The 12380-nt window shown below is 53.3% G+C and carries 10 protein-coding genes; 3 read left to right on the forward strand and 7 right to left on the reverse strand.

The genetic code is table 11. The features are described from left to right. Window positions 1-11 precede the first annotated feature (11 nt). From ACESNI_RS09220 to ACESNI_RS09250, 7 genes are all read right to left on the reverse strand, one after another. Window positions 12-827 (reverse strand): substrate-binding domain-containing protein, encoded by an 816-nt coding sequence (locus tag ACESNI_RS09220; protein WP_373086255.1) that lies wholly within the window; start codon window positions 825-827, stop codon window positions 12-14. Beyond that, a complete protein-coding gene (locus ACESNI_RS09225) occupies window positions 824-1540 on the reverse strand; it encodes an ATP-binding cassette domain-containing protein (RefSeq protein WP_373086256.1) in 717 nt (238 codons plus the stop codon). The genes ACESNI_RS09220 and ACESNI_RS09225 overlap by 4 nt, the downstream gene beginning before the upstream one ends. Further along, the gene (locus ACESNI_RS09230) at window positions 1534-2238 is read right to left on the reverse strand and encodes an ABC transporter permease (protein ID WP_373086257.1); all 705 of its coding nucleotides are present in this window, start codon (window positions 2236-2238) and stop codon (window positions 1534-1536) included. The genes ACESNI_RS09225 and ACESNI_RS09230 overlap by 7 nt, the downstream gene beginning before the upstream one ends. Window positions 2239-2382: 144 nt before the next feature. After that, a complete protein-coding gene (locus ACESNI_RS09235) occupies window positions 2383-4650 on the reverse strand; it encodes a GNAT family N-acetyltransferase (RefSeq protein ID WP_373086258.1) in 2268 nt (755 codons plus the stop codon). Beyond that, window positions 4650-5615, reverse strand: a complete 966-nt coding sequence (locus ACESNI_RS09240; RefSeq protein ID WP_373086260.1) for a D-alanine--D-alanine ligase — start codon at window positions 5613-5615, stop codon at window positions 4650-4652. Before ACESNI_RS09240 ends, ACESNI_RS09235 begins: the two co-directional genes overlap by 1 nt. A 6-nt stretch (window positions 5616-5621) precedes the next feature. After that, a complete protein-coding gene (locus ACESNI_RS09245; protein WP_373086261.1) occupies window positions 5622-6626 on the reverse strand; it encodes a D-alanine--D-alanine ligase in 1005 nt (334 codons plus the stop codon). Then, complete coding sequence (locus ACESNI_RS09250) at window positions 6623-7933, reverse strand: KamA family radical SAM protein (RefSeq protein WP_373086262.1); 1311 nt, start codon at window positions 7931-7933, stop codon at window positions 6623-6625. Before ACESNI_RS09250 ends, ACESNI_RS09245 begins: the two co-directional genes overlap by 4 nt. Window positions 7934-8213: 280 nt before the next feature. Here ACESNI_RS09250 and ACESNI_RS09255 point away from each other — a divergent pair, with 280 nt between their 5' ends. The 3 genes from ACESNI_RS09255 (at window position 8214) to ACESNI_RS09265 (ending at window position 12315) form a co-directional block, all read left to right on the forward strand. Continuing rightward, on the forward strand, window positions 8214-8978 hold the full coding sequence (locus ACESNI_RS09255; protein ID WP_373086263.1) for a DeoR/GlpR family DNA-binding transcription regulator: 765 nt from the start codon (window positions 8214-8216) through the stop codon (window positions 8976-8978). Between the two features lie 132 nt (window positions 8979-9110). Then, on the forward strand, window positions 9111-10610 hold the full coding sequence (gene glpD, locus ACESNI_RS09260) for a glycerol-3-phosphate dehydrogenase (RefSeq protein WP_373086265.1): 1500 nt from the start codon (window positions 9111-9113) through the stop codon (window positions 10608-10610). Window positions 10611-10767: 157 nt separating this feature from the next. Continuing rightward, window positions 10768-12315 carry an AMP-binding protein gene (locus ACESNI_RS09265; protein ID WP_373086266.1) on the forward strand — a complete coding sequence of 516 codons (1548 nt, stop codon included), beginning with the start codon at window positions 10768-10770 and terminating at the stop codon, window positions 12313-12315. The last annotated feature ends 65 nt before the right edge of the window (window positions 12316-12380 follow it).

Raw genomic sequence — 12380 nt, forward strand, 5'->3', positions numbered from 1 at the left:
GGGTTCACGTATTAATTTAGTTTTGCGTTCGGCGTAAACAATTGTTCTCCGGCAATTTCATAGTCACCAATCATTTTTTGCACTTTTTCACCGCAAAGCCATGCTTCAAGCTTTTCTGCCAGATCATTTTTAACATGCGGGTATATTGCAGGATTGACAGGGATGAAGGCATATTGGTTAAACAGTACCGGGTCCCCCGAAAAGAGCAATTCCAGATCGCCCTTGTTCTTGAAATTGAGCCAACTGGCACGGTCGGAAAAAACATACCCATTCATGGCAACCGCTGTATTCAGCGTCGCCCCCATGCCGGATCCGGCGGCGCGATACCAGCTTCCGTCAAAATTTTCGGGGTCCACACCAGCCTTTTTCCACAGGTCAAGTTCCTTGCGGTTTGTGCCGCTATCGTCGCCGCGGCTGACAAAAATCGCCTTGTTATCCCGGATCGCTCCGAACGCCTCAACGGCCGTTTTACTTTTCGCAACGCCCGCTTCATCGGACTTCGGTCCGATCACAACAAAATCATTATACATGATTTCTTGACGGTGGGTTCCATACCCCTCGGCAACAAACTTATCCTCCGCTTTGCGGGAATGCACCAGGATGGCATCGACGTCCCCAGCCCGGCCCAATTTCAGCGCCTGACCCGTCCCGACGATAAGAAGATAGACATCAAGATCGAGGTCTTTCTTAACTTCCGGTAGCAGTATGTCGGCGAGGCCTGAATTGTGAAAGGAGGTAGTCACCGCTAACTTCATATCCTCGGCTAGACTTTGAAAACTGACCAGCAACGTCAGCATTAGGACGGGGATGAATGAAAGGATTCTCATAGCAAAATATCTCCTCTGATGAATTTTTGCGCTTCTATGGTTTGGGGGCTTGTAAAAAAGGTATCACCAGTTGTTTGCTCGTGGATAACACCGTGGTACATAAACAAAACCTCGCTCGCAAGGCGCCTGGCCTGCCCAAGATCGTGAGTGGCCATAACAACCCGCGTCCCGTCATTACTCGCTCTTTCAATCAAAGTTTCAATATCGCGGGTCGACGCGCCATCGAGATTTGCGGACGGCTCATCGAGAAACAGAACGTCCGGCGTCGATATGAGCGCCCGGGCAATGGCGAGTTTTTGCTTTTCACCGCCAGACAGAACATCCGCTTGTTTATAACCGGCACTCGCAAGACCAATATCGTCGATCCAGCGGTCCGCCTCTGCCAGCGCGGCTTTCCGGGGGACCTTCCGAACTAGTAAGGGATAAGCGATATTTTCGCGCACGGACCGACGCAGGACAACCGGCGTCTGAAAGACGAAAGATTGACTTGAATAGACCTCGGTCTGATCTGCCGCCCATTTGACCTTTCCCTGTCTTGCCCGATCCAGACCGTGCATCAGTCGCAATAATGTCGTCTTTCCTGCCCCATTAGGGCCAACGAGAACAGTACATCCGCGCCCCTCCAACCGGAGGGACAGCGGGCCAATAATCTGGATGCCGTCTTTACTAACGGTGACATTTTCCAGCAAAAGTGGAAGGATCGATCCTACCATGTTCCCTCCCGTTCGGTTCTGGAGAGGAGATGGATGGCTAGATTGACAATAATCGCTAAGGAAATGAGGATAATACCAAGACCCAGCGCCAATGGAAAATCGCCCTTGCCGACCTCCAAGGCAATGGCGGTCGTCAGAACCCGCGTCAGATGATCGATATTTCCCCCAACAATCATGATAGCACCGATCTCGCCTATTCCGCGGCCGAACCCGGTCAAGACGGCGGTCAGGAGGGAGCGACGGCCATCCATAAGCAAAACCATCATTCGCTGCCATTTGGTGGTTTTGAAAGAGATCATGAGGTCGTGGTAGACATACCATAACTCGCGCATTGACTGATGGCCAATGGAGGCAATGATCGGGGTAATAATGATGACCTGAGCGATGATCATTGCCGTCGGGGTGAACAGCAGGTCAAGAACCCCAAACGGCCCGGAGCGGGAGAGCAACACATACACGATAAGGCCGACGACTACCGGAGGCAGTCCCATTAAGGCGTTCAAAACCGCAATCGTCAGGCGACGGTAGCGAAATCGAGTGACCGCCAGCCACGCCCCGAAGGGAAGGCCGATAATGGAAGCGATAACAACGGCAGAAATGGTAACCTGCAACGACCTCAGGGATATTTCAACCAGGTTGTGATCAAGATGGATAATCAGTCCGAACGCTGCCCTCAATCCTGCCAGCAAATCATTCATTTGGGCGTTACATTACGTAAGCAGGACACAGAAAGTCACCATCGCGCAGGATTAATGGAATAGTCGCCTATTTTTCTAGTTGAAAAGGCTCCCGAGCACCAGTCGTGAACGGACAAAATTTATTTTTCAGGCGACAGCGGGAGGCTAGATATCCGGTGAAAGCGCTTTTCGATAGAAGATATTATTGTCACCGGGACGATAGAAATCTCGGATTTCAACAAGTTTTTCAAAGCCATTAGCCTCATAAAACCCGCGCGCCTTATCATAGGTGGCGGTCGATGATGTTTCAGCCATCACGAACGTCCCGCCCAAATTTCGGATCGCCGCCTCAACTTTCTCCAGGATTTGTACCCCGAGTCCGGACCGATGCCGCGAGGGATCGACAGCAAGCCAGTAAAGATCGTAGTTTTTTTCCGTTCCGGGCGTTTTTCCAAAACAGGCATATCCCACTAGATGCTGGTTCTGAAGGGCAAGGATAAACTCGTAACCCGAAAGCCGTCCCTTACTGATGCGTTCTTCTGCCAACTCGCCGGCAATAGCGATTTCCTCACCCGAAAAAACGCCTGTGTCGGTAACAATCTTTCGAATTTCCTTAATATCCCCAGGCTTAACCGAGTACCGCCACTGCAGGGTCCCATTCCCGGTTGGCTTTTTTAGGTGCCGATGTTCGAAGGTTACCCCGGAATTTTTTATACCTTTGGCAAAGCCATCGAAAAAATGCCGGGCGTTGACGCCGAGACTGCGAATACGGTAGCCACCCTCCTGCACAAAAAGAGAGGGCAGTTGAAGTTCAGTCAGCATTTCGCCCATTATCGAAAAATCGGCGGCACGGTACGGCCATGTCCCTGTAGGATCTCCCTTCGCCGTGTCAAGGCCAAGCGCAACCACAAGATAGGCTGGCCGATGCTCCACGATCCGTTTGAACGCCTTTTGCAGCGCCTTGCGGTGATCGTCCGCGGTTATGGTTTCCGGCAGCGGGATATTAAGATTGGCCCCGGCGCCCTCACCGACCCCGGTTTCGTCTCGAAAGCCGGTAAAATACGGATAGGCAAAGCTCGGGTCGCCATGGATCGACAAGGTCAGGACATCTCCCCGGTCGTAAAAGATATCCTGAGTGCCGTTGCCATGATGATAATCAAGATCAAGCACAGCGACCCGGCCATAGCGGGACAGATAATGCGCCGCAATCGCCGCATTATTGAAGTAGCAGAACCCGCCAAAGGCTTTACGCTCCGCGTGATGCCCGGGCGGGCGGATCAGGGCATAAGCGGCAGTTGCTCCGTTTAAAACCTCATCTGCGGCCGTCAGCGCGCAATCGACAGCGCGGCGGGCGGCCGGATAGGCATTGCGATTAAGCGGCGTGAAGGTATCAATGCACCAGTACCCCGCAAGAACCAGCCGATCCTTTGGCATCCGGTTGGCATTCCGGACCGGGAAAACATAAGGGTAAACCGACCGTCCGGCCGGGGCCTCAGCGCAGGCCCGCTCCACATACTCGACCAGCCGGGCATCGTGCACGGCCTTGATATGCCTATCCGGGAAATGCCGTGGCTCTGTTACCGTAAACAGATTCATGGGTGTGAGTTCGCGCAAAATCGACTTGATGCGCACCGGCGCCTCCACATATCCACGTTCATGGATATGATGGATGTCATGCTTGTCATTAATCACCAGGGGAAATTTTTGCTCTGCTGCCGGCGCGGGCACCGTTGCTCCTGCCACATGATACCTGGGAAGGCGTAACGCGACGGATTTGTCGTCTACCGACCGAACAACTTTCTCAACATATTCCGGGGGACAAAGATGCGCATATTTCCGCTCTAGAATTGCCCGCATTATCTTGCGGATGACCGCCGCCTTCGGCAAAGAATGCTGACCGAGGCCATCAAAGACGAGATAGGGGCTGTCCGATGTTCCAGGTTCTACCGGTGTTTCATATTTAGTTCCGGTAATCGGATAGGCTGAAAATCCTTCATAAAACCGGAGGCGGTCTGCATTCTGCTTGCGAATTTGGGCATCCGGGCTTAATGCCGGATCATCCGGCAGGCATTCGAAATATAGACCCAGCAATTTCTTTTCGCGGGCCTTCTCGCGGATTTGTGCATATATCGCTGCCCCCACACCGCCGCCGACGCCTTTTCCCCGTGTCGCAATCAGTTCGAGATAGCCAAAGCTAAGCCCCGGATCAACAAGAAGCGTTGCAAACCCTCGAATACGGCCGCGACCATCCTCGGCAACCATCACCTTGGTTACAAATTGATGTGTCATGGGATCAGCGATCTGCTCTGGCAGTTTCTCGATGTCCCGTTCATCCATGCCCGGAAACCGATCCCGAATGATTGTCTGAATCTCGGCAATCGCCCGCTTATTGGCCGGCGCTGCCGCATCGGTGAGTGTACGAATTCGAAACATTAATTCCTCTGACTGCGACGGGCGGTGTTGACGATGGCGGCTATGCCATCACTATAGCTAATTCCCGCAATGTCCAGCGCCGCAGCGAAACCTGCATCCGGGGCCAGACACGGATTGGCGTTAATTTCGAGAATGTTTATTCTCGATGCGGAATTCAGTCGAAAATCGACGCGCGCATAACCGGAGAGATCAGCCGCCGTCCAGCAGCCCAGACAAAGTAAGCGTAGGCTTTCCGCAAGTTCCGGATCACTTTCCTGCACGCCAAAGGCCCTTTTCGTTTGCTGATAGGCGTCACTCGTTTCATCCCATTTTGCCTTATAATCGATGATCGGGTAACTATTCTTCGGAAACCCGTTAAAACACATCTCCGCAATCGGCAGAACAACAGGGCCACTGTCGGTCTCAAAAATAGAGACATTGAATTCCCGTCCCCCGATATATTCTTCGGCAAAAAAGCGGCCCCCGAAACGGGCCTCGCGGGTGCTGATTTCCCGTGCCGCCGCGATGCCCTCAACAACCGATCCCTGATCCATGCCGTAGGAGGCATGTTCATAGACCGACTTTACAATCACTTTCCGGTCGGCGGGCACGGTATCAAACCACCAGTCCGCAGTCGGCAGCTTGTTCGCCCCTAGCAAGGTTTTCGTCAGGAGCTTGGAGTTACTCTGAAAATAAGCCGCAGACCCGGCCCCCGTGTAGGGGAGACGATGATGTTCCAGCATCTGGCAGGCCATCGGGCCAAGCCGGCCATCGCCGCAAATGCTTTCCACCAGATTGAAAACAGCAAAAGGTTGACGCTCGGCGAGCCTCTCAAACACTGAAAAATCAAGATCAACGAAAATTACGTCGCTCTCATATCCAAGCGTTTGCAAAACATCACAAATAACCCCGGCAGTGCTGACTGTATCGGCTTCGTCCGGGCGATCGTCGCTGCCGCCATGAATGACAGGCACATATTTTTTCATCAAAAATCACGCGGCCTCGACCTGCTCGACTGGAGAAGGCATGTTATAACGGACGCACGCGGCGCCGATAATACCTCCGATCAGCCAGTCAAATCCATATCCTGCCTTGGCCGTCAGAATTGGCAGGTCCGAATGCGTTGGATGCAAGCCCGCGATCGGGTTGATTTCCAGAAACTGCGGCGAGGAATAAGCATCTGACTTAAGATCAACCCTCGCGGCATCGCGGCACCCCAACGCATGGTATGCGGCAAGCGCTCGGGACCCGGCAAGCCGGGCTTCCTCATCGTCGGCAATTGACAGGGTCACGAACGGCTCCCAGTTTTCCTTAATCTCAAAGGAGTAAATCCCGCTGTCCGCTTCGGGCTGCACGGCGATTTCTAACACGGCAATCACGCGCGCGGTGGCGCCGTTACCGATAATCCCGACAGTGAATTCCCGTCCGGGCAGATAGCTTTCGAGCAGTACCGGTTGCTGAAATCGTGCAATCAGCCGCGTCGCTTCCCGCCGAAGCTCAGAAATCGTTTCGACCCGCGACCGTCCGCTACATCCCTTCCCCGTGCCTTCGGCAATGGGTTTGAGAAAGGCCGGAAAACTGATGTTTGGCAGTACCGCGTCCGCATCTTCGATAACAGCGAAAGAGGCGGTTGGAATACCAAAATCCCGGACAATCCGCTTTGCCACCGGTTTGTCGAGAGTGACAGCCATGGTCAGCGGATCGGAGAAGGCATAGGGCTGCTCGAACATTTCGCAAAGCGCCGGCACTTGCGCCTCCCGCGAACGGCCCGCCAGACCTTCGGCAATCGAGAAGACGAGATCAAACCGGTCCCCGTTCACCAGTCGCCGTGCCAGTTCCTGCCCGCGTCCGATTAAATCAACATCCCAGCCAAGTCCGCCAATCGAGGCGGACAAGGCATCCACTGTTTCGCGGGAATCGAACTCGGCCGTCTCCTCTTCGGTATAACCGAGCGCCCGATAGTCGTCCCGCAGATCATAAACGAGACCGAGCTTCATTCTGCGGCCTCCCGAAAAGCCGGCTCGCTTCCGATGACGCCTCCCGGATCCCCATAACGATAGGTTCCGCCCTCGAAATTTCGAAGCAAAAGGTCGTCGCCATCGCGTCCAACCACAGAATTTGGCAAAAGCGGGATTTTACCGCCGCCGCCCGGGGCGTCGATAACAAAGGTCGGCACGGCGTAACCGGTCGTATGACCCCGCAGTCCCTCGATAATCTCGAGACCTTTCGAAACAGGCGTCCTGAAATGAGCCGACCCGGTAATCGGATCGCACTGATAGAGGTAATATGGCTTTACACGGAATTTGAGCAGTCCGTGCATCAACGGCTTCATAATCAAAATATCATCGTTGATGCCTTTTAACAGAACTGTCTGGCTCCCCAGCGGAATACCCGCATCGGCGAGACGCGCTGTCGATTCCATCACTTCCGGCGTCAGTTCGTCGGGATGGGTGACATGGATGCTCATCCACAACGGATGATATTTCCGCAAAACATCAGTCAAGGATTTTGTTATCCGCATGGGCAGAACGATCGGGATTTTTGATCCAATCCGGATAAACTCCACATGTTCAATCGCCCGCAGACGGCCAAGAAGATAATCGAGCCGGTCATCGGACAAGCTCAATGGATCGCCGCCTGAAATAAGCACGTCGCGGATTTCAGGATGCGCGGCGATATAATCGAACGCCTTTTCCCATTGCGACTTGGAGAAATCATACTCTCCGCCGGGCTCGCCGACCATACGGGACCGTGTGCAGTAACGGCAATAGGTAGAGCAAAATCCTGTTGCGAGGAAGAGGACACGATCCGGATACCGGTGCACAAGGCCCGGAACGACGGAATCGTGGTCCTCACCGAGGGGGTCGTCCGCCTCACCCGGCGATTTGATGAATTCATCACCAACCGGGATATGGGTACGTCTTAAGCCCTCGGACGGATCGTCCAGGCTCATCAGGCTGGCATAATAGGGGGTAATGCCAATCGGTAAGGCCCCGGATCGGCGGGTCACTGCGTCACGCTCATCCGCAGTCAGCTTGAATACGCGCTCAAGCTCGGCCAGGGTCCGGATCCGGTGCCGCAGCTGCCAGCGCCAGTCCAGCCATTCCGCATCTGTGGCAGCCGCAAAAAAGCGAGACCGGAACTCACGCGACCGATCTGATATCGGAAACGCGTCAGTGCTCCAAGTGCCGCTATTATCTGCAATAATACGTGGAAGAGGTTTAAAGTCTCCGCTTTGAGTGAAGCGTCGACTGGGTGGCTTAGCGGCCTCCTTTGCCGCTTGGCCAATTTCTGATGAAGTCATCTGAAATGGTTCTCTATGCCAGAAAGGGCCGTCGCGCGATAATCGTCGATTCTGGCGCCGCATTCCTGAGCAACTGAATAAGTAGGATCGAATATACCAATCGTCAAGCGGTTTTTTTTGTTCAATAAACATTGACTTTTTTCGGCCATATTTGCGGAGATTTAGTGCCTTTTTTTAACTGTTCCGATCAAATCCTGCTGGTACTTTTTTCATTTTCGGTTATTTGTGTTTGGGCGCGAAAAATGATAAGAGAAAAGGGCCTGAAACTGGAGTTCCCGATATGTTTTTAACCCCCCGCCAGACGGAAATTGTCGAACTGGCGAAGACGCATGGACGGGTCCTTGTTGACGATCTGGCGACACGGTTTTCAATTACCCCGCAATCGATCCGCATGGATTTGAACAGCCTGTGTGCTGCGCATGTTCTCGTACGATTTCACGGGGGAGCTTTATTCGCGGGAGGGCGTGAAAATGTCGAATATGCCTCACGCCGACAAATTGCGGCCCCGGAAAAGATGGCGATCGGGCGGGCCACGGCCAGCATAATTCCGGATAACTCGTCCCTGTTCATAAACATCGGGACAACTACAGAGGCTGTCAGCCAATGTCTTGTCAACCACACCGGCCTAATGATCGTTACCAATAATATTAATGTTGCCAATGAGTTAAGACTTTATCCGTCAATTGAAATCGCTATTACCGGCGGAGTTGTCCGGCACTCCGACGGCGGTATCGTTGGCGAGGCGGCGGTTGATTTTATCAATCAGTTCCGGGTGGATTATGCCGTGATCGGCGTCTCGGCAATCGACACGGATGGCTCGCTTCTTGATTTTGACTTTCGTGAAGTGAAGGTCGCGCAGGCGATCATGGCCAATGCACGCCATATCATCCTTGTCGCAGATTCAACTAAATACGCCCGCCGGGCGCCGGTCAAGATCGGGCGCCTTGAGCAGATACATACCTTCGTTACAGATCGCATTACCGAACCCGCCGTCCGCAAAATTTGCGTCGAAGGGGATGTCGAGGTGATTGAAGTAGCGCCCTGACGCTCCCTAATGGACGTAGAAGGTGGTATTTTCATTTAATTTCGTTTGACATTCGTATGGTTGCGAATATTTTCATGTATATGTCAATGATCGCCTGCGATATAGGGCAAATTCTTATAAGGATGAGGGCCGATGGCAGCGGACTATGACCTGTTTATTATTGGTGGCGGAATCAATGGCTGCGGGATCGCACGTGACGCTGCCGGGCGCGGCTACTCTGTTGCGCTTTGTGAGATGGGGGATTTAGCCAGCGGCACGTCTTCCGGTTCGACAAAACTGATCCATGGCGGGCTCCGATATCTGGAGTATTACGAGTTCCGTCTTGTCCGCAAAGCCCTATCTGAGCGGGAAATCCTCTGGAAAAATGCCCCGCATATTATCTGGCCATTACGATTTGTGCTGCCATATCACAAGGGACTGCGCCCCGCCTGGTTGCTACGCCTCGGTCTTTTCATTTATGATTATATCGGTGGGAGAAAGAAATTACCGCCGACGAAGACCCTCAATCTCGAAACGGCGGAGGTGGGCAAGCCTCTAAAATCCGAATTTTCAAAAGCCTTCGAATATTCTGACTGCTGGGTTAATGATTCGCGGCTGGTCGTCCTCAACGCCCGGGACGCCGCGGCCCATGGCGCGGTCATCAAGACGCGGGCGAAATGCCTTTCGGCGCGCCGGGAGGAGGGGCTCTGGCATATCACGACTGAAAATCAGCAGACCAAAGCTACGACAACGCAAACTGCGCGCTTTCTTGTCAATGCGGCCGGCCCCTGGGTAGATGAGGTTCTTGGTGACGCTCTCGATAAAGGCCATCCGCATAATATCCGTCTCGTCCAAGGCAGCCATATCGTTGTACCAAAACTTTTTGATCACGACCGCTGCTATATTTTTCAAAACAAGGACGACCGGATCATCTTCGCAATCCCGTATGAAGGGGATTATACCCTGATCGGCACAACGGATCAGGATTATGACGGCGACCCGGGCGATGTTGCCATCACGGCCGCAGAAACATCCTATCTTTGTGAAGCGGCTAGCCAGTATTTCAAACATGCCATCCAAGAAGATTCCATTGTCTGGGCCTATTCCGCCGTGCGTCCACTTTATGATGACAACGCCTCCGAAGCACAGGAGGCGACGCGTGACTACGTGCTGCGGCAGGATGGAGAGACGGGGGAAGCCCCGCTTCTGAATATTCTCGGCGGAAAGATAACGACATATCGCCGCCTTGCGGAAGCAGCAATGGAAATGATCGAAGACAATCTCGGCGCGAAAAAGCCGGCATGGACCGAAACCGCCCCCCTACCGGGAGGCGATTTTCCAGTCGATGGTTTTGATGCTCTTCTCGCTGATGTCCGGCAAAAATACCCGTTTCTGGAGAGCCGCCAATCCGCGAGGCTGGTCCGTGCCTATGGCACATGCGTTTTTTTCCTGCTTGGCGATGCGACGACGCTGGAAGATTTAGGCGTTTATTTTGGCCGGGGACTGTCGGAACGGGAAGTCCGTTACCTGATGACAACGGAATGGGCAATGACGGCGGAAGATATTCTGTGGCGTCGCAGCAAGCTCGGCATCCAGTTGAGTCCGGAAAACATTGAAGCCTTGCAGCATTGGATGACGGCTCATCAGCAGTGACTCTATCGGGTCGTGCAAGCGTTACCCCACCATGTCCATGGCCGTGTCCAGAATGGCCTGCCGCATAAAAACGGTTGATGTGGCCATCGGAGAGCCATATCCTTTATTGTAATTAAGAATACCCTGTAAAAGCAGGAACAAAAAGGGGAGGCAGAATATGTATTCTGGTCAATATGCATTGGATAATCCGGACCGGGCCGCTTTTATCATGGCGGCAACGGGGGAAACCGTAACCTACCGCCAATTCGAGGCCCGAATCAATAAGTTGGCCCACCTGTTGAGAGATATAGGCCTCAAGCAAATGGATCACTATGCCATCTTTATGGAGAACAACGCCTATTACCTTGAATGCTGCGGCGCTGGTGAACGAACCGGGCAATATTATACCTGCGTTAATTCCTACCTCACGGCTGAGGAACTTGCCTATATCCTGACCAATAGCGAAGCCAGAATTCTGATTACCTCGAATGCAAAACGAGAAGTTGCCAGAACCGCCATGGCGCAATGCCCCAACGTCACCATGGGGATTGTTGTAGATGGGGAAAGCGATGACCAATTCGTCAATCTGGCGGAGGCAACCGCAAAATTTCCCGAAACGCCCGTGGAAAATGAGCGGTTGGGCCTGTCAATGCTCTACTCATCCGGCACCACCGGGAAACCAAAGGGCATTTTGCGTCCCATGCCGGACTGCCCGCCCATCGACTCTATCCCTCTATACATATTTCTTCGCAAGCTCTGGTTATATCGCGAGAACATGGTGTATTTGTCACCGGCACCCCTTTACCATTCAGCCCCTCAGGCAGCAGTCAATCTGGCAATCCGCTCGGGCGGGACTGTCATCATCATGGAAAAGTTCGATCCCGAACGATATCTGGACCTCGTTGAGACATATAAAATCACCCATACCCAGTTGGTCCCGACCATGTTTTCACGCATGCTGAAACTTCCCGAAGAAACTCGCCGGGCGGCCGATTTGTCCACGCTGGAAGTTGCCATTCACGCCGCCGCTCCCTGCCCGGTTCAGGTCAAGCAGCAGATGATTGACTGGTGGGGGCCGATTATTCTCGAATATTACGGTGCCACTGAGGGTCTTGGATTTACCGCCTGTGACAGCGCTGAATGGCTTGCCCACCCTGGGACCGTCGGCAAGGTTTTGTTGGGAGACCTTCATATTCTCGATGACGACATGGCCCCCTGCCCGGTGGGCGTACCGGGCACCGTCTGGTTCAAGACGGCAAACGAATTTGAGTATTTCAACGATCCGGAGCGGACAAAAGAAGCCCGATCCCCGGATGGCACCATGAGTACCGTTGGCGATGTCGGTTATATTGACAGCGACGGCTTTCTTTACCTGACGGACCGGGCCACTTTCATGATCGTCTCCGGCGGCGTCAATATATACCCGCAGGAATGCGAGAATTTATTGATCACCCATCCAGACGTTGCCGATGCCGCCGTGTTTGGTGTTCCAAACGAAGATTTTGGCGAAGAGGTCAAGGCCGTTGTTCAACTGATGCCTGAGGTCTCCCAAGACGCGACAGTCGCAAGCAATCTGATTTCTTTCTGTCACGCGCATCTATCCCCTCAAAAATGCCCACGATCCATTGATTTTGAAGAACAGCTGCCAAGGCTGCCAACTGGAAAATTATATAAACGGACCCTGAGAGACCGCTATTGGGGAGACCGGAAAAGCCGGATTCTTTAATCTTTGCGAAAGCGATCCTTTCGATCGGATTGTTAGCATTTTTCCTTTCAATGTTTGCCCGTGAC

The sequence above is a fragment of the Sneathiella sp. genome (assembly GCF_041689005.1).
Lineage (GTDB): Bacteria > Pseudomonadota > Alphaproteobacteria > Sneathiellales > Sneathiellaceae > Sneathiella.